At 67.3% G+C, this 16,832-nt stretch carries 13 protein-coding genes and 2 riboswitches; of the genes, 4 read left to right on the forward strand and 9 right to left on the reverse strand.

Annotated elements, in window-relative coordinates; all coding sequences use genetic code 11:
- Positions 1–86: 86 nt before the first annotated feature.
- The 9 genes from ACZZZQ_RS01695 to ACZZZQ_RS01735 all read right to left on the reverse strand — a co-directional run bounded on the left by ACZZZQ_RS01695 (position 87) and on the right by ACZZZQ_RS01735 (position 12,171).
- Positions 87–1,724 (reverse strand): peptide ABC transporter substrate-binding protein, encoded by a 1,638-nt coding sequence (locus ACZZZQ_RS01695; protein WP_150115049.1) that lies wholly within the window; start codon positions 1,722–1,724, stop codon positions 87–89.
- Positions 1,725–1,949: 225 nt separating this feature from the next.
- Entirely contained in the window at positions 1,950–4,781 is a 2,832-nt protein-coding gene (gcvP, locus tag ACZZZQ_RS01700) for an aminomethyl-transferring glycine dehydrogenase (protein WP_463508078.1), read from the reverse strand.
- Positions 4,782–4,842: 61 nt separating this feature from the next.
- Positions 4,843–5,220, reverse strand: coding sequence for a glycine cleavage system protein GcvH (gcvH, locus tag ACZZZQ_RS01705; RefSeq protein ID WP_463506758.1), 378 nt, complete (start codon positions 5,218–5,220; stop codon positions 4,843–4,845).
- Positions 5,217–6,401 (reverse strand): glycine cleavage system aminomethyltransferase GcvT, encoded by a 1,185-nt coding sequence (locus tag ACZZZQ_RS01710; RefSeq protein WP_463506759.1) that lies wholly within the window; start codon positions 6,399–6,401, stop codon positions 5,217–5,219. The genes gcvH and ACZZZQ_RS01710 overlap by 4 nt, the downstream gene beginning before the upstream one ends.
- A gap of 51 nt (positions 6,402–6,452) precedes the next feature.
- A riboswitch (glycine riboswitch) is annotated at positions 6,453–6,555 on the reverse strand.
- Position 6,556: 1 nt separating this feature from the next.
- Positions 6,557–6,651: riboswitch (glycine riboswitch) on the reverse strand.
- 127 nt (positions 6,652–6,778) lie between these two features.
- Positions 6,779–7,615: an ATP-binding cassette domain-containing protein gene (locus ACZZZQ_RS01715; RefSeq protein ID WP_072590993.1), complete on the reverse strand. Its 837-nt coding sequence runs from the start codon at positions 7,613–7,615 to the stop codon at positions 6,779–6,781.
- On the reverse strand, positions 7,612–8,475 hold the full coding sequence (locus ACZZZQ_RS01720; RefSeq protein ID WP_053095559.1) for an ABC transporter ATP-binding protein: 864 nt from the start codon (positions 8,473–8,475) through the stop codon (positions 7,612–7,614). The genes ACZZZQ_RS01715 and ACZZZQ_RS01720 overlap by 4 nt, the downstream gene beginning before the upstream one ends.
- On the reverse strand, positions 8,472–9,452 hold the full coding sequence (locus tag ACZZZQ_RS01725; protein ID WP_053095558.1) for an ABC transporter permease: 981 nt from the start codon (positions 9,450–9,452) through the stop codon (positions 8,472–8,474). The genes ACZZZQ_RS01720 and ACZZZQ_RS01725 overlap by 4 nt, the downstream gene beginning before the upstream one ends.
- The gene (locus tag ACZZZQ_RS01730; protein WP_053095557.1) at positions 9,445–10,440 is read right to left on the reverse strand and encodes an ABC transporter permease; all 996 of its coding nucleotides are present in this window, start codon (positions 10,438–10,440) and stop codon (positions 9,445–9,447) included. The genes ACZZZQ_RS01725 and ACZZZQ_RS01730 overlap by 8 nt, the downstream gene beginning before the upstream one ends.
- Before the next feature lie 39 nt (positions 10,441–10,479).
- The gene (locus ACZZZQ_RS01735) at positions 10,480–12,171 is read right to left on the reverse strand and encodes an ABC transporter substrate-binding protein (protein ID WP_053095556.1); all 1,692 of its coding nucleotides are present in this window, start codon (positions 12,169–12,171) and stop codon (positions 10,480–10,482) included.
- Positions 12,172–12,414: 243 nt separating this feature from the next.
- Between ACZZZQ_RS01735 and ACZZZQ_RS01740 the strand changes: the two genes are divergently transcribed.
- From ACZZZQ_RS01740 to nadC, 4 genes are read left to right on the forward strand one after another with little or no spacing between them, the layout of a single operon-like run.
- Positions 12,415–13,131: an NUDIX hydrolase gene (locus ACZZZQ_RS01740; RefSeq protein ID WP_053095555.1), complete on the forward strand. Its 717-nt coding sequence runs from the start codon at positions 12,415–12,417 to the stop codon at positions 13,129–13,131.
- A complete protein-coding gene (nadA, locus tag ACZZZQ_RS01745) occupies positions 13,128–14,465 on the forward strand; it encodes a quinolinate synthase NadA (protein WP_463506760.1) in 1,338 nt (445 codons plus the stop codon). Before ACZZZQ_RS01740 ends, nadA begins: the two co-directional genes overlap by 4 nt.
- Positions 14,462–15,976: an L-aspartate oxidase gene (nadB, locus tag ACZZZQ_RS01750; RefSeq protein ID WP_463506761.1), complete on the forward strand. Its 1,515-nt coding sequence runs from the start codon at positions 14,462–14,464 to the stop codon at positions 15,974–15,976. Before nadA ends, nadB begins: the two co-directional genes overlap by 4 nt.
- Complete coding sequence (gene nadC, locus ACZZZQ_RS01755) at positions 15,976–16,827, forward strand: carboxylating nicotinate-nucleotide diphosphorylase (RefSeq protein WP_053095552.1); 852 nt, start codon at positions 15,976–15,978, stop codon at positions 16,825–16,827. The genes nadB and nadC overlap by 1 nt, the downstream gene beginning before the upstream one ends.
- Positions 16,828–16,832 lie beyond the last annotated feature (5 nt).

Here is a 16,832-nt window from a genome sequence, read left to right on the forward strand (position 1 = left end):
TGAGGGGAAAGAAAGCTACGTGAACACAAGCCTGTGAGGCGGTGACGAAGAATCGTCACCGCCTCACAGGTGAAGTGCCGTCAGACTTACTCGCCGGCCTTCGTGATCTCGTAGTACAGCGGAACCGAGTTCCAGCCGAACGTGACGTTGTCGACGTTCTCGCTGAAGCCACCGGTCACGTTCGAGTACCACAGCGGGATCGCGGGAAGATCCTGGAACAGGACCTCCTGCGCCTTGGTGAAGTCCTCGATCTGAGCCTCGGCGTCGGGGTTGCTGATGCCGGCGGAGATGAGCTCGTCGAACTCGGGGTTCGTGTAGTCACCGTCGTTGGAGCCTGCGCCGGTGGCGTAGAGCGGTCCGAGGAAGTTGTACAGACCCGGGTAGTCGGCCTGCCAGCCCGAGCGCGCAGCCGTGGTGATGGTGCGGTCGTTGATCTTCGTGCGAAGGTCCTGGAAGGTCGGGTACGGGTCACCCGATGCCTCGATGCCGAGCGTGTTCTTGATGCTGTTGCTCACCGCGTCGACCCAGGCGTCGTGGCCGCCGTCGGAGTTGTACGCGATCTTGAACTCGCCGTCCCACGGTGCGATGGCGTCGGCCTCAGCCCACAGCTCCTTCGCCTTCTCGGGGTCGAAGTCGAGGACCTCGCTGCCGGGAACCGAGTCGGACCAGCCGTCGATGACCGGAGAGGTGAAGTCGGATGCCGGGGTACGGGTGCCCGAGAAGATCGTCTCGGTGATCTCCTCGCGGTTGATCGCCATCGACAGCGCCTGACGACGCAGCTGGCCCTCTTCGCCGCTGAAGTGCGGGAGGAACTGGCCGATGGTGAAGGACTGGAACACAGCGGACGGCTGGTTCACAGCACGGTCGCCGAGCTCGTCGGTGAAGACCGGGAGCGAGTTCGTCGGGATCGCGTCGATGACGTCGACCTCGTTCGACAGCAGGTCGGCGTATGCGGCCTCCTGCGTGGCGTAGAACTTGATGGTCAGACCGCCGTTGGCGGCCTGACGGCCACCGTCGTAGTCGTCGTTGCGGACGAGGTCGATCTGGACGTCGTGCTGCCACGCGTCTTCGCCGTCGATCATGTACGGACCGTTGCCGATCGGGTTCTGACCGAACGCTTCCATGTCCTCGAACGCGACGTCGGGGAGCGGGTAGAAGGCCGAGTAGCCGAGACGCAGAGCGAAGTCGGATGCCGGCTTGTTCAGCGCGATCGTGAAGGTGTAGTCATCGACCTGCTTGAGACCCGTGAGCTCGGAGTCGGTGTCATAGCTGAAGCCCTCGATGTCCTCGAAGAAGTAGCTGGAGAGGTGAGCGTTCGACGCCTTGGCGCCCTCGTTCCACGCCTTGATGAAGTTGTCGGCGGTGACTTCTTCACCGTCGGTGAAGGTCAGGCCTTCCTTGATCTTGACGGTGAGGTTCTGCGGGTCCTCCGTGGTGATCTCCTCAGCGACGTCGTTGACGGGCTTGCCGTCGGCGTCGTAGTAGATCAGACCGGCGAAGATCTCGTCGAGGATCTTTCCGCCGCCCACCTCGTTGGTGTTGGTGGGGATCAGCGGGTTCTCGGGCTCCGAGCCGTTCGTGGTGATGATGGCGTCGGCGTCGGTGTTCGCACCGGAGCCGCCGTCGCCTTCATTGCCGCTTCCACCGCTCGCGCAGCCCGCGAGCGCCAGGGCGCCGATCGCGAACAGCGCAGTGCCCGCAAGGGCGATCTTGTTGCGCTTCACTTTGTGTCCTCCTGTGGACGGGTATTCATCAGACTGCGCGCTCATCGTCGAACGCGTAGGGATAGTTGACTGTAACCCGCGGTTTCGCGGACGCTGCTCTCGGCTAATGAACCGTTACTGAGTGGTGACCAACTGAAACATCCCCGAAACACGCGGAAATGCACGGAAACGAGTGACGGCGTCGTGTCCGCATGGACACGACGCCGTCACCCCTCAGGATTCGGTTCAGGCGAACGCCTCGATCGGCGGGCAGGCGCACACGAGGTTGCGGTCACCGTACGCCTGGTCGATGCGGCGCACGGGCGGCCAGTACTTGCCTGCCACCAGAGCGTGCACCGGATAGGCGGCGTCTTCACGGCTGTAGGCGTGCTCCCACTCCCCCGCGATCAGCGAGACGGCCGTGTGCGGAGCGTTGACGAGAGGGTTGTCGTCCGCGGGCCAGCGCCCGGCGGCGACGGCATCCGCTTCGGCCTTGATCATGATCATGGCCTCGATGAACCGCTCGATCTCGCCGAGGTCCTCGGACTCGGTGGGTTCGACCATCAGAGTCCCCGCGACCGGGAACGACATGGTCGGTGCGTGGAAGCCGAAGTCGATCAGTCGCTTGGCGACGTCGTCGACGGTGATCCCGGTCTCCTCGCGAAGCGGACGCAGGTCGAGGATGCACTCGTGCGCCACCCGGCCGTCCTCCCCCGCGTACAGCACGGGGAAGTGCTCGCCCAGGCGCGCGGCGATGTAGTTCGCGGACAGCACCGCGGCCGCGGTCGCGTGACGGAGGCCGTCGGCGCCCATCATTCGCACATAGGACCAGGAGATCGGCAGAATGCCCGCAGATCCGTACGGTGCCGCCGACACCGCGCCGCCTTCAAAGACGAATCCGCCCGCATGCTCCGCCCGCTGCGCGAGCGGGTGCGACGGCAGGTGGGCCGCGAGGTGCGCCTTGGCTGCGACGGGGCCCACACCGGGGCCGCCGCCGCCGTGCGGGATCGCGAACGTCTTGTGCAGGTTGAGATGCGAGACGTCGCCGCCGAGATCGCCGAACCGGGCGTAGCCGAGCAGCGCGTTGAGGTTCGCACCGTCCACGTACACCTGGCCGCCGGCGTCGTGCACCGCGGTCGTGATCTCGACCACGTCCTGCTCGTAGACGCCATGCGTCGACGGGTAGGTGATCATCAGCGCCGAGAGCTCGTCGGCGTGCGCCGCGATCTTCGCCCGCAGGTCGTCGAGGTCGACGTTCCCGAGCTCATCGCACGCCACGACGACGACCTTCATTCCGGCGAGCACAGCGGAGGCCGCGTTGGTGCCGTGCGCGGACGACGGGATCAGGCACGCCGTGCGCTGCGTGTCGCCGTTCGCGAGGTGGTATCCGCGGATGGCGAGGAGGCCGGCCAGCTCGCCCTGCGAGCCGGCGTTCGGCTGCAGCGAGACGGCGTCGTACCCCGTGACCTCGGCGAGCCACGCTTCGAGCTGCGTGATCATGTCGAGATACCCCGCGACATCGGATGCCGGCGCGAACGGGTGGATGCCCGCGAACTCCGGCCACGTGATCGATGCCATCTCGGTCGCCGCGTTGAGCTTCATCGTGCAGGACCCGAGCGGGATCATGCCGCGGTCGAGCGCATAATCACGATCGGCGAGGCTCTTGAGATAGCGCATCATCGCCGTCTCGCTGCGGTGCGCGTGGAAGACGGGGTGCGTGAGGTACTCGTCCTGACGGAGCAGATCGCCGGGGAGGCCGCCCTGCGAACCGGAGCCGAAGAATCCGAATGCGCGCTCCCGGGCACCGCCGAAGACCTGAGCGACCTGATGGAGCTCGGCGACCGTCGTGGTCTCGTCGATCGAGATGCCGATCGTGTCGGCATCCGCGGCGTGCAGCAGGATGCCGAAACCGTGATGGGCCTGCTCCACGAACTCGGCAGCGCGCCCCGGCACCCGCACCTGGAGGGTGTCGAAGAACGAGTCGTGCACGACGTCCGCACCCGCATCGGCGAGCCAGTCGCGCAGCATCGCGGTCTTGGCCGCGACCTCCCGGGCGATCGCCTTCAGTCCATCGGGACCGTGGTAGACGGCGTACATCGACGCCATCACGGCGAGCAGCACCTGAGCGGTGCAGATGTTGCTCGTCGCCTTCTCGCGGCGGATGTGCTGCTCACGGGTCTGCAGCGACAGCCGATACGCCGGCTTGCCGTCGGCATCGACAGAGACGCCGACGAGACGGCCGGGCAGCTGACGTTCGAGCCCTGCGCGCACAGCCATGTAGCCCGCGTGCGGGCCTCCGAAGCCGATCGGCACGCCGAAGCGCTGCGTCGTCCCGACCGCGACATCGGCCCCGAGCGAGCCCGGCGACGCGATGAGGGTGAGCGCGAGAAGGTCGGCCGCGACGACGGCGAGCCCGCCCGCGAGGTGCGCCGCATCGATCACGGCCGCCGGGTTCCAGACTCGCCCGGAGGCCCCCGGGTACTGCACGAAGACGCCGAACAACTCGGCGGGCAGCTCTTCACCCGCCGCGAAGTCGACGGACACCAGTTCGATGCCCACGGCCTCGGCACGGGTCTCGAGCAGTGCCTTCGTCTGCGGGAACGCGTCGGCGTCGACGGCGAAGACGTTCGACGCCTTCTTCGACGCGCGGCGCGCCAGCAGCATCCCCTCGACCACAGCGGTCGATTCGTCGAGCATCGACGCGTTCGCGGTGGTCAGGCCGGTCAGTTCGGCGACCATCGTCTGGAAGTTGATGAGTGCTTCGAGGCGACCCTGCGAGATCTCGGGCTGGTACGGCGTGTACGCGGTGTACCACGACGGATTCTCGAGCACGTTGCGCTGGATCACCTGAGGGGTGATCGTGCCGTAGTACCCGAGACCGATCATCGGCCGGTTCACCGTGTTGCGGGACGCGAGCGCGCGCAGCTCGGCGAGCGCCTCGGTCTCGCTCGCTGCGCGCGGGATCACGGACTCGGTGGAGGCGGGGGTGAAGATCGAAGCGGGCACGGCCTGACGCATCAGCGCCTCGACCGGGCTCCAGTCCTCGAGCTTCGACTCGACGCCCAGCGTGTCGAGCATCTGGCGCTGGGCGGCGGCGGTGGTTCCGATATGACGATCGGCGAAAGAGACCACTGGACGATCAGCCCTCCGTGAGAGCGACGTACGCGTCGCGGTCCATCAGGCCCTCGAGCGCACCGGTGGCGACGGAGACCTTGATGAGCCAGCCTCCGTCGAACGGCTCGGCGTTCACGAGCGACGGGTCGTCGACGACGGCGTCGTTGATCTCGACGACCGTGCCGGTGACCGGGGCGTAGAGTTCGCCGACCGACTTGGTCGACTCGATCTCACCGACGACCGACCCTGCGGTGATCTCGGTGCCGACGGCGGGGAGTTCGACGAACACGACGTCTCCCAGCTTGTCGGCCGCGTAGTCGGTGATCCCGATGGTCACGGTGTCACCGTCAGCGGCGATCCACTCGTGCTCGTCGGTATAGGTGAGTGCGTTGAGATCGGTCATTTGGTCCTCCGGTAGAAAGGCAGGGCGGTCACGGTCGCGGGGATCCTGGTCCCCCGCACATCAAGGAATACTGCGGTTCCCGCGGCAGCGGAAGAAGGTGCCACGTAGGCCATCGCGATCGGGTGGCCGAGCGTCGGGCTCAGTGCACCGCTGGTGACCTCGCCCAGCACGATGCCGTCCGCGTCGACCACCGAGTAGCCCGCGCGTCCGGCTCGCTTGCCCTCGGCGACCAGGCCGACGAGCACCGGAGCGTCGGATGCGGCATCCACCGCCCCCTTGCCGATGAAGTCATCTTTGTCGGACACCACCACTCGCCCGAGACCGGCCTGAGACGGCTTCGTCTCGCGCGAGAGCTCGTGACCGTAGAGAGGCATCCCCGCTTCGAGCCGGAGGGTGTCGCGCGCAGCGAGGCCCGCGGGGACGAGCCCGTGCGGCTGACCCGCCTCGACGAGGGCATCCCACAGGGCGGGTGCGTCGGCGGCTCTCACCAGAAGCTCGAATCCGTCCTCGCCCGTGTAGCCGGTGCGGGCGAGCAGCAGCGGTGCACCCTGGAACAGCGCATCGGCCCAGGCGTAGTACTTCTGCTCCGCCCATGGGGTGCCGAGATCGGTGATGCCCGGCGTCGACGAGACGATCGCCTCGGAGGCGGGGCCCTGGACCGCGAGCAGGGCATAGTCGTCGGAGACGTCTTCGACGTCCACGCCCCTGTCGCCGATGAACCCCGCGAAGCTGCGGTCCTCTCCCTCGGCCCTGGCGGGCATCTCGCGTTCGATCCGCGATGGGAACGAACGGACGCGCGATGCGAGCGCCTGGTCGACGAATCCGCGGTTTCCCGCGTTCGCGATCACCAGGAAGCGGTCGTCTGCGAGCCGGTAGACGATGACGTCGTCGATGATCCCGCCGTCGTCGGCGAGCATCAGGGAGTACTTCGCCTTGCCGACCGCCATCGCCGACAGCCGGCCCGCGAGCGAGTAGTCGAGGAACTCCCCGGCGAAGTCGCCGGTGACGAGGAACTCCGCCATGTGGGAGATGTCGAAGATGCCGGCCGCCTGCCGCACGGCGTGGTGCTCGGCGAGGTCGGACGTGTATCGCACCGGCATCTGCCAACCGCCGAAGTCGGTGAACGATGCACCGAGCGCCTCGTGGCGCTCACGCAGCGGGGTGTAGCGGGGGTCGGACATGGAGTTCTCCCGGGCTGGATCGGGCGGAACAGCGACGCTGCTCCTGGGAACTCCCCCTCTGTCATGAGCCTGAGAGCTTCGCCCAGAGACTGGGCTTTCACCGTCGGCGGATCCGAGCTGACGCGGCGTCGGTCGAGATCGCTTTTCAGAGTGGCCGGAACCGCGCGGTACGCGTACCTGAGAGATTGGCGGGGAGGCTTGCTCCTTCGGTGCCCGGCTGCATTCGCCGGGGCTCTCCCGCGTGGGTCATTCGGCCTGTCTTCACTTGTGGCCTCAGTCTAGCGGGTCGACGTCGTCGGCACAGGCCGCAGAAAGCCGCGCTCCCCCGACGCCCCGAGGGTGGGGCGCCAGGCGAGCGCGGCGTCATGCACTAGAGGTCAGCGACCCGCCAGCTCGGCTCTGACCTCGTCTCGCAGACGCCCGAGGTTCTCGGGCTCGGGTGCGGCGCCCAGCAATGTCCTGGTGTACTCGTGCTGCGGATTGAGGATGACCTCGTCGGCGGGGCCGCGCTCGACGACATCGCCCTTGTAGAGCACCATGATCTCGTCGCTGAAGTGACGTGCCGTCGCGAGATCGTGCGTGATGTAGAGCACGCCGAGGTTCTCCTCCCGCTGCAGATCTGCCAGCAGGTTGAGCACTCCCAGTCGGATCGAGACATCGAGCATCGAGACCGGCTCATCCGCGACGATGAACCGCGCTCCCGGGGCGAGCGCACGAGCGATCGCCACGCGCTGCCGCTGGCCACCGGACAGCTCATGCGGGCGACGTTCGGCGAAGCTCTCGCCGGGCGACAGCCGCACGCGCTCGAGCAGCTCGATCGCCCGCGCCCGCACCTGGGAGCCAGACAGCTTGGGGTGGTGGAGCCGGATCGGCCGCTCCAGGTGATGGATGATCGTGTGGAAGGGGTTGAGTGACGCGAAGGGGTCCTGGAAGACCATCTGCACCTGGGAGCGGTAGTCCTCCACGGCGCGGCCGCGCATGCCCGAGTCCTTGCCGTCGAGCAGGATCTGCCCGCCCGTCGGCGTCTCGAGCTTCATCAGCATCCGGGCGATCGTCGACTTGCCCGACCCGGATTCGCCGACGAGAGCGACCGTCTTCCCCGCTTCGATGGTGAACGAGACGTCCTTCACCGCGTGCAGGACCGACGTCTTGAGGCCGGATCGCAGCGTGAAGTCCTTCACCAGGTTGCGGGCTTCGAGGGTGGGAGCACTCATCGGACCTCCTCCTGACTGGGCTGGTTGCCGGTGCGGACGAAATCTCCGCGCTCGCCGGTCAGACTCGGGAAGCTCGACAGGAGCTTCTTGGTGTATTCGTGCTGGGGCGTGCGGTAGATCTCCTCCGCGGTGCCCTCCTCGACGATCTGCCCCTGCAGCATCACGGCGATGCGGTCGCTGATCTCGATCAGCATGGGCAGGTCGTGCGTGATGAAGATCACCGCGAAGCCCAGCCGCTCACGCAACCGCATGATCTCGCGGATGATCCCGCGCTGCACGACCACGTCGAGCGCCGTGGTCGGCTCGTCCATGATCATCACCTGAGGGTCCAGCGCGAGCGCCATCGCGATCATCATGCGCTGACGCATGCCACCGGACAGCTCATGGGGGAAGCTCGTCAGTCTCGACGGGTCGACCCCGACCAGGGTCAGCAGCTCTTCGGCCCGCGCCTGCTTGTCCTTCTTGGACATGCCGGGGCGATGGGTCTCGAAGATGTCGAAGATCTGCGCCTTGACGCTGATGACCGGATTGAGCGAGTTCATCGCTCCCTGGAACACCATCGAGATCTTGTCCCAGCGGAAGGCCCGCAGCCCATCGCCGTCGAGAGCGACGATGTCGATGTCGTGGCCGTCGCGGTCATGGAACACGATCTCGCCGCTGGTCATGAGCGCAGGAGCCTTGAGCAGCCGATTCATGCCGTAGGCGAGCGTCGTCTTGCCGCAGCCGGACTCACCGGCGAGGCCGAGGATCTCGCCTCGGTTGAGTGTGAGAGAGACGTTGCGGACCGCCTTCACGGGCGGATCCACCTCGTACTCGATCGACACGTCGCGTGCGGTCAGCACGGCATCCGGAGCGCTCATGCGGCGACCCCCTTCGTCTTGGCGGCCTTGCGCACGCGCCGAGCGGCGTCGGGTGCATTGCGGAGCTTGGGGTTGATGACCTCGTCGATCGCGAAGTTGATGAGCGAGAGTCCCGCGCCGAGCATGGCGATCATGATTCCCGGTGGGACGAACCACCACCAGGCGCCTCGTCCGAGCGCCTGACCTGACTGCGCGTCGTTGAGGATCGTCCCCCAGGTGATGGAGGAGTTGGGGCCGAGACCGAGGTACGAGAGACCGGCCTCGCCGAGGATCGCGAAGATGATCGCGAACAGGAACTGCGCGGTGAGCAACGGCAGCAGGTTCGGCATGATCTCGACCAGGATGACGCGGAAGGATCGCTCTCCCGCGACCTTGGACGCGTAGACGTAGTCACGGGTGCGCAGAGATCGGGTCTGCAGCCTGAGCACGTAGGCGGCACCGGCCCAGGACGTGATGCCGAGAACGAACGCGACGAGCTGCCAGCTGCGCTGCGGGACGAAAGAGGAGATCACCATCACCAGCGGCAGGCCGGGGATCACGATCATCACGTTGGTCAGCAGCGCCAGGGTGTCCTCGCGCCATCCGCCGAGGTACCCCGCGAGGACTCCGAAGACAAGCGACAGGATGATGGCGATTCCGCCCGCTACCACGCCCACGAGGAGCGAGCCCTGGGCGCCGATGGCGAGCTGGGCGAACATGTCGTTGCCGAGCTTGGTGGTGCCCAACCAGTGCTCCGGCGAGGGCGGGAGCAGTGCGGGGTTGTCGGTGCTTCGAGGGTCCTGCGAGAAGATCGGCGCGATGATCGCGAACAGCACGATCGCGATCACGATGCTCGCGCCGATGATGAATTTCGTCGATGAGGTGGGAAGGACGCGGCGGCGTCTGCGGCCCCGCTGGGTGGCGAGAGAGATCGTGCTCGCAGGCTGGGTCATGGGCTGATCCTTCGTGATCAGCACTGTGTTCTCGGTGTCAGACATTCTGGCGAGCCCTCGGGTCGATGAAGCCATAGACGAGGTCCATGATGAAGTTGGCGGCGAGCACCGTGATCGTGATGACGAGGAAGAGTCCCTGCATCAGCGCGTAGTCGTTGTTCGTGACCGCCTGGAACATCAGCTTCCCGATGCCCGGGTAGGTGAAGACCTGCTCCATGACGATGGAGCCGGCGACAACGAATCCCAGGGTGATCGAGAAGCCGGCGATCGACGGGATCGCGGCATTGCGGGCGGCGTACGTCGTCATGATGCGACGCGGACGGAGCCCCTTGGCCTCGGCCGTGAGCACGTAGTCCTCGGCCATGGTCTGCACCATCATGTTGCGCATCCCGAACATCCAGCCGCCCACCGACGAGATCACGATCGTCAGTGCGGGCAGGATGGCGTGCGAGAGCGCATCCATGAAGAACGCCCAGGTCGGCTCGGGACCGTCCGGGAAGTCGAACACGTCGTAGCCGCCGAAGATCGGGAACCAGCCGAGCCCGACCGCGAACACCGAGACGAGCAGCAGCGCCATCCAGAAGTACGGGATGGACTGCAGCACGGTGGTCGCCGGGATGAGGTGGTCGACCCACGTTCCGCGCTTCCATCCCGCCCAGGCGCCGAGGACGACGCCGAGGATGAAGGAGATCACGGTCACCGTGCCGACGAGGATGAGCGTCCAGGGCAGCGCCTGCCCGATCAGCTCGCTCACCGGCGCGGGGAACTTGGTGACGGAGATGCCCAGGTCGCCCTGGAACATGCGCCCCCAGTACGCGATGTACTGATCCCAGAGGGACGAGTCATCACCGCCGAGAAGCAGCTTGATGTTGCGGATCGTGGTCTCGGAGACCTCGCCGCCCGCTCGCTGCATCTTGGCGATCATGATGTCCGCCGGGTTCCCCGGCATGAGCCGGGGAAGCAGGAAGTTGAGTGAGATCGCGGCCCATAGCGTGAACGCGTAGAACCCGATTCTTCGTGCATAGAACTTCATGTCACTGACCGTGCTTCCTGCTCCCCCGACTCCATGTGCTTAGTTCGCCGGCTCGAGCTGCGTCAGGACGTAGCCCGCCGCGATCGCACCCCAGGACGGCGGGAAGGCGTAGAGGTCCTCCTCCGTCGGCCATCCCGTGAAGTCCTTCGTGTTGTAGAAGGTCTGCGTCGCGTTGATCACGAGCGGGATGTAGGGCAGATCACGGACGATCTCGGTCTGGATCGTGCCGTACAGCTCCTTCTTCTCTGCCTCGTCGTTCGTGCTGATCGCGGCCTGGACGGCCGTGTCGACGACGGGGTTGCTGTATCGGCTGAAGTTCCAACGCCCCGCGGGCACCTCCGAGCCCACCGCTGCGGTCGAACCGACGGTCGTGCCGCCGAACCAGTCGCGGTAGATCTGGAACGGGTCGGCCACCGAGGTTCCGACCACACCGCCGACGATCAGCTGGAAGTCACCGCCCTGACGGGCGTCCGAGAATTCCTGCCACTGCACCGTGGATGCCGTGATCTTGATGCCGGCAGCCTCTGCCTGCTCGGCGATCAGCTTCGCCGCATCGTTGTAGTCGGTCCAGCCGTCGACCGAGATCAGGCTGAGCTCGAGCGGCACGCCGTCCTTCGCGTAGAAGTCGCCGTCCTTCGTGTAGCCGGCGGCCTCGAGGATCTCGCCAGCCTCGTCGGCGTTCGCCTCCTGGGGGCTGATCTCGTTGGCGGAGTCCGCGACCCACTTCTCGTCACGGGGCAGCAGCGCGAAGGTCGGCGAGATGTCGCCGGTCAGACCGACGAACGCCTTGTCCTTGATGGCCGCGCGGTCGATCGCGACGTTGAGCGCCTGTCGAACCGCGACGTCGGTCTGGGGACCCGTGCAGCCGAGCTCGGCGTTCGAGCACGTGTACAGGACGGTCGGGTCCTGCGGCGTGTTGATCCAATCGATCGCTCCGTTGCCCGTGACGTCGTCCGGGTTCGGGATGAACATGCCCGTCCAGTCGAGCTTGCCGGCGGCGAGCAGGTCCTGTGCGGTCTGGTTGTTGTCGACCGCGATGTACTGGACCTTCTTGACTCCGAGCTCGTCGGCGTCGCGGAAGTTCTCGTTGGCGACGAGCGTGTACGACTCGCTCGTCGTCTTGTCGACCACGTAGGCGCCGGAGCCGACCGGCTCTTCGTTGGCGAAGTTCGCGAAGTCGGTGACCTCCGCCCACACGTGCTCGGGGAGGATGTAGGTCGAACCGAGGCGCTGGAACTCGGTCGTGTACTGCGCGGTCGTGTACGTGAGGACGACCGTGGTGTCGTCGGTCGCCTCCGCCGAGACGAGACCGTTGCCCTCAGGGTTGTTGGCCTCGTAGGTGAAGGAGAACGCGACGTCCGCGGCGGTCAGCGGCTCTCCGTCGCTCCACTTGAGATCGGGCTTGATGGCGATCGTGATCACCGTGCCGTCCTCGTTGTATTCGTACGAGTCTCCGATCAGACCGACGGGCTCGGAATCCGCCGTCTTGTTGAAGAAGAACAGCGGCTCGTAGATCGGCCCGAGTGCACCGTGGAGCACGGTCGGGGCGAACGGGTTGTAGTTCGCGGTGATGGGGGTCTGGCTGCCGGCCCAGACACGAAGAGCACGGTCGCCATCGCCACCGCTCCCCTCGTTGCCTCCGCCTGCGCCACAGGCCGTCAGGCCCAGGGCGAGGACGGATGCCCCCGCCACAGCGGTGAGCGCGATCTTGCGCCTTCCGTTACGGATCATTCTGTATTTCCTCTCGGTGCTGCACTGCAGGAGGGATTTCTCCGGGTGGAGTCGAACTCCGGACGGAGTTCGCAACAGATCCCGAAAGGGATTTGTTAGGACAGTAACCTAACAAATCCCTTTCATAGCGACAAGAGTCCAGAACGCTGGTATATAACGTTTCGGCCTCAGGGGCGGTGGCGTCATGAAGATGCACTAACAGTCGAGATGACACTAAGATCGGAGCAGGAGGTTAAGGTACATATGACCCAAAGCAGAGGCATCGACGTCGCCGTGTCGACCGTGATCCTCACCCTTCGACGCACCGAGGACGGCTCGGCGGTGCTCGCGCTGCCACTCGTGCTGCGCACGCGCGAGCCGTTCGCCGGCCAGTGGGCCCTCCCCGGCGGCTGGCTCACCGAGACCGAATCGGCTGTCGACGCCGCAGCCAGGACTCTGGCCGAGACGACGGGACTGACGCCGAGCTATCTCGAGCAGCTCTACGCCTTCGGGGCCGTCGACCGCTCCCCCACCCGCGTCGTGTCGATCGTGTACTGGGCACTGCTCCGCCAGGATGACGTCGACGCGCAGAGCGCGGCGCATCGGGCATCCGGCAAGGCTCCGGAGAACGTGCGCTGGGTCGACCTCGATGAGCTCCCGGCGCTGGCCTTCGATCACACGAAGATCGTCGAGTACGCCCTGTGGCGGCTGCGGAACAAGGTCGGCTACAGCCGCGTCGCCCACGGCTTCCTTCCTGCCGAGTTCACCCTGGCGGATCTCCGCGAGGCGTACGAGGCCATTCTCGGCAAGCACCTGGATCCGGCCAACTTCCGCCGCCAGGTCGAATCCGCCGGCAACCTCCTTCCCACCGACCGGTTCCGCACCGGCAACCACCGACCCGCCCGCCTGTACCGCTACAACACCGACGTCGAGCTGGCCGATCACGGCCCCCTCGGCCCCGAGGAGACGAGCACCCGATGAGCATCACCTTCGTTCCCACACCGGTCGTCCAGCCGATCGACGCCTCTGTCGATCACGCGATCCAGTCGATCGTGTCCGGCGCCTCGACCGACGCGACGTGCGCGACCGACCTCGCCGCCGGCCCCTGGGACTTCGACTCCCGCCCCGGATACGGTCCCGGGTCGTCGATGGGCGACGTCATCCCCACCGGCGCTCCGCGGCAGGGAGAGCTCCCCGCCGAGTACCGAGAGGCCGGCGAGGCCGACCTCGACGAGCGCATCCGCATCGCGAAGGCCACCCTCGGTGACCGCGCCGTCGTGCTCGGGCACTTCTACCAGCGCGAAGAGGTCGTGCGGCACGCCGACTACGTGGGCGACTCGTTCCAGCTCGCGACCGCGGCGAAGGAGCGTCCGAACGCCGAGGCGATCGTGTTCTGCGGAGTGCACTTCATGGCCGAGACGGCTGATCTGCTCTCGGGACCCGACCAGGCCGTGATCCTGCCCAATCTGGCGGCCGGATGCTCGATGGCCGATATGGCGGACATCGATCAGGTCGAGGACTGCTGGGAGCAGCTCGCAGACGTGCTGGGCGACCTCGACACACCCGATGCGGGTGGACGGGTGCCGGTGATCCCCGTCACGTATATGAACTCGTCGGCCGCGATCAAGGGCTTCGTGGGGCGCCACGGAGGAATCGTGTGCACCTCCTCGAATGCGCAGACCGTACTCGAGTGGGCGTTCGAGCGCGGTCAGCGCGTGCTCTTCTTCCCCGACCAGCACCTCGGCCGCAACACCGCGAAGGCGATGGGCGTACCGCTCGAGCGGATGCCGATGTGGAACCCACGCCAGGCGCTCGGTGGATCCTCCGCGGCACAGCTCGTCGACTCGCAGGTGATCCTCTGGCACGGGTTCTGCTCGGTGCACCGCCGCTTCACCGTGGATCAGATCGACCAGGCGCGGGCCGAGCACCCCGGGGTCCGGGTGATCGTGCATCCCGAGTGCCCCATGGCCGTCGTGGACGCGGCGGACCAGGCGGGATCGACCGACTACATCCGTCGGGCGATCGCCGCAGCGACCACGCCGACCACCTTCGCGATCGGCACCGAGATCAACCTCGTCCGTCGCCTCGCGGCGCAGTTCCCCCAGCACGAGATCTTCTGCCTGGACCCGGTGGTGTGCCCCTGCTCGACGATGTACCGCATCCACCCCGGGTATCTCGCCTGGGTGCTCGAAGAGCTCGTCGCGGGCCGCACGCCGAATCGGATCACGGTGACGGCGGACGTGGCCGACCCCGCCCGCATCGCCCTCGAACGGATGCTGGCGGCGAAGCCGCCCGTGGCGGCGAGCGCCCGATGAACGTCGTCGTCGTCGGCTCGGGCATCGCCGGACTCACGACGGCCCTGCACGCGCACGAGACCGGCCACTCGGTCACGATCGTGACGAAGGGTGCGCTGGGCGACGGCTGCACAGGGTACGCGCAGGGCGGCGTCGCCGGAATCTACGGCGTCGGCGACTCGGCGGCACAGCACGCCGCAGACACCATCGATGCCGGAGCAGGACTCTCGGATCCCGCCGCGGTCGATGTTCTCGTGCACGAGGGCGCGACCAGGATCGCGGAGCTGATCGCCCGAGGCGTCACGTTCGACCGCTCACCCGACGGGCGGGTGCTGCTCGGGCGGGAGGCCGCGCACCGTCACGCACGCATCGTGCACGCCGGAGGGGATGCCACGGGAGCAGCGATCACCCGGGCGTTGGTGGCCTCGGTCCGCGACGCGGATGTCACCGTCGTGGAGGGCGCCTTCCTGGCCGACGTGATCGCCGAGGACGGCGTCGTGCGCGGCGTGCGTGTCCAGGTCGGCGGGGCGGTCTCGGAGCTCTCCGCCGACGCGGTCGTGCTCGCCACGGGCGGCGCAGGGCACCTGTATGCGCACACCACGAATCCCCTCGGCACCACGGGCGACGGCATCGCCGCCGCCCTGCGGATCGGGGCCGCGGTGGCCGACCTCGAGTTCGTGCAGTTCCATCCGACGATCCTGGCCGAGGGTCCCGCCTTCCTCGTCTCGGAAGCGGTCCGCGGCGAAGGGGCGACGCTGGTGGACGCCGACGGTCGGCGATTCGTCTTCGACAGCCACCCGGACGGCGAGCTCGCCCCGCGCGACGTCGTCGCGCGGGCGATCGCCCGCCAGTCCACCCGACAGAGCTCCCCCGTGCGTCTCGACGCGACCATGATCGGCGGACTCAGGCTCGCGCAGCGGTTCCCGACGATCGATCGCGTGACGCGGGAACGCGGTCTCGACTGGGCCTCCACTCCGATCCCGGTGACACCCGCCGCCCACTATCTGATGGGAGGCGTCGTCACCGACCTCGACGGGCGCACCTCCGTCCCCGGGCTCTTCGCCGTGGGCGAGGTCGCGCGCACCGGTGTGCACGGTGCGAATCGCCTCGCCTCGAACTCGCTGCTCGAAGGCGCGGTCTTCGGAGCCCGCGCGGCAGCCGCGCTCGGCACGCCCTGGCAGCATCCTCCCGTCAGCTCGCAGCGCGGCTCGGCGCCTCGCGCACCTCTGTCCGAGGAGTCGGAATCCACCGGCGAGATCGCTGTCGGCGCCGACTTCAGTCGCGCAGCGCTGCAGCGCCTGATGTGGGACCACGTCGGCCTGCTGCGCTCGGACGAGGGTCTGCGACACGCCGCAACCATCGTCGGCCGCTGGCTCGCCGCGATTCCCGAGCCGGCCACCGTCCGCGAGCGCGAGGATGCGAACCTCCTCCTGCTCGCCCGCGCGACCGCGTCTGCCGCGCTCGCTCGCACCGATTCCGTCGGTGCGCACTTCCGCGACCCCCTCGCCTCACCTCTCCTGGAGACAGTCTGATGCTCACCGCCGCCCACATCACCCGCGTCGTCAGCGCAGCCCTCGAGGAAGACGCCCCCTGGGGCGACCTGACGAGCGCGACCCTGCTTCCCGCGGATGCCACCGCCACTGCCGACCTCGTCGCCCGCGAAGCGGGCACCTTCAGCGGCGGCGAGGTGTTCGCGGCCGCGTTCCACCTCACCGATCCGGCGATCGCGGTCGACGTGCATGTGGGCGACGGAGACGCCTTCGATGCAGGCGACGTGCTCGCCTCGGTATCCGGCTCGGCCCGCGGCATCCTCACCGCCGAGCGCATCGCTCTGAACTTCACCCAGCGGATGAGCGGTGTCGCGACAGCCACCGCCGCCTACGTGCGCGCGGTCGAGGGGACATCGGCGCGGATCGCCGACACGCGGAAGACGACCCCGGGCATGCGAGCGTTCGAACGGCATGCGGTGCTCTCGGGCGGTGGTCACAACCACCGGTTCTCGCTGTCCGATGCGGTGATGGCCAAGGACAACCATCTCGCGGTGCTGAAGCGCTCGGGCGTCGACCTCGCCTCGGCTCTGCGGGATGCGCTCTCCCGACTGCCTCACACGACGCACGTGGTCGTCGAGGTCGACCGGCTCGATCAGATCCCCGCCGTGCTCGACGGGGGTGCGCACACGGTGCTGCTCGACAACTTCTCTCTCGACGACCTGCGCGCCGGGGTCTCGATGATCGGCGATCGCGCGCAGGTCGAAGCCTCGGGCGGGGTCGCTCTCGACACGGTCGGGGCGATCGCGGCGACCGGGGTCGACGTCATCTCGGTCGGCGCCCTGACGCACTCCGCCCGGGCGCTCGATCTCGGTCTCGACGTGCGGATCGACTGACGGGG

The organism is Microbacterium sp. AC132 (assembly GCF_979258525.1).

Bases quoted from the DNA above. Each gene is read 5' to 3' on its own strand.
- gcvP (WP_463508078.1), bottom strand. From the start codon at position 4,781: ATGCTCGACACGCTGGGCGTCGAGTCGAAGCTCGAGGACTGGAGCCCG.
- gcvH (WP_463506758.1), bottom strand. From the start codon at position 5,220: ATGACCGATCTCAACGCACTCACCTATACCGACGAGCACGAGTGGATC.
- ACZZZQ_RS01710 (WP_463506759.1), bottom strand. From the start codon at position 6,401: ATGTCCGACCCCCGCTACACCCCGCTGCGTGAGCGCCACGAGGCGCTC.
- ACZZZQ_RS01715 (WP_072590993.1), bottom strand. From the start codon at position 7,615: ATGAGTGCTCCCACCCTCGAAGCCCGCAACCTGGTGAAGGACTTCACG.
- ACZZZQ_RS01720 (WP_053095559.1), bottom strand. From the start codon at position 8,475: ATGAGCGCTCCGGATGCCGTGCTGACCGCACGCGACGTGTCGATCGAG.
- ACZZZQ_RS01725 (WP_053095558.1), bottom strand. From the start codon at position 9,452: ATGTCTGACACCGAGAACACAGTGCTGATCACGAAGGATCAGCCCATG.
- ACZZZQ_RS01730 (WP_053095557.1), bottom strand. From the start codon at position 10,440: ATGAAGTTCTATGCACGAAGAATCGGGTTCTACGCGTTCACGCTATGG.
- ACZZZQ_RS01735 (WP_053095556.1), bottom strand. From the start codon at position 12,171: ATGATCCGTAACGGAAGGCGCAAGATCGCGCTCACCGCTGTGGCGGGG.
- ACZZZQ_RS01740 (WP_053095555.1), top strand. From the start codon at position 12,415: ATGACCCAAAGCAGAGGCATCGACGTCGCCGTGTCGACCGTGATCCTC.
- nadA (WP_463506760.1), top strand. From the start codon at position 13,128: ATGAGCATCACCTTCGTTCCCACACCGGTCGTCCAGCCGATCGACGCC.
- nadB (WP_463506761.1), top strand. From the start codon at position 14,462: ATGAACGTCGTCGTCGTCGGCTCGGGCATCGCCGGACTCACGACGGCC.
- nadC (WP_053095552.1), top strand. From the start codon at position 15,976: ATGCTCACCGCCGCCCACATCACCCGCGTCGTCAGCGCAGCCCTCGAG.